This window comes from Streptomyces sp. ATLC9, assembly GCF_057196705.1.
Map to the genome: position 1 here is coordinate 1 of NZ_JBXUOY010000683.1, position 217 is coordinate 217.

The window sequence follows — 217 nt, forward strand, 5'->3', positions numbered from 1 at the left end:
CGCCCAGAAGTCGACCAGGACCGGCTTGTCGCTCTTGAGGACGACGTCCGCGAAGTCGGCGTCGGTGGCGGTCACGGTGGCCATAACGATCTCCTTGATTTCTCGGGGTAGTACTCCAGTGCGGTTTCGTGATCTATCCAGCGGGTTCGTCGACGGATCGTCGTCGGTAGTGGCTGTGTCGGGCTGTTGCCTGGTGGCGTCTGCGCCAGATTGACCA

General features: G+C 61.8%; 1 pseudogene. It reads right to left on the reverse strand.

What is annotated here, in order from left to right:
* Positions 1-90: pseudogene (locus AC2CJA_RS27610) on the reverse strand (thiol reductase thioredoxin); the annotation flags it as partial.
* Between the last annotated feature and the right edge of the window lie 127 nt (positions 91-217).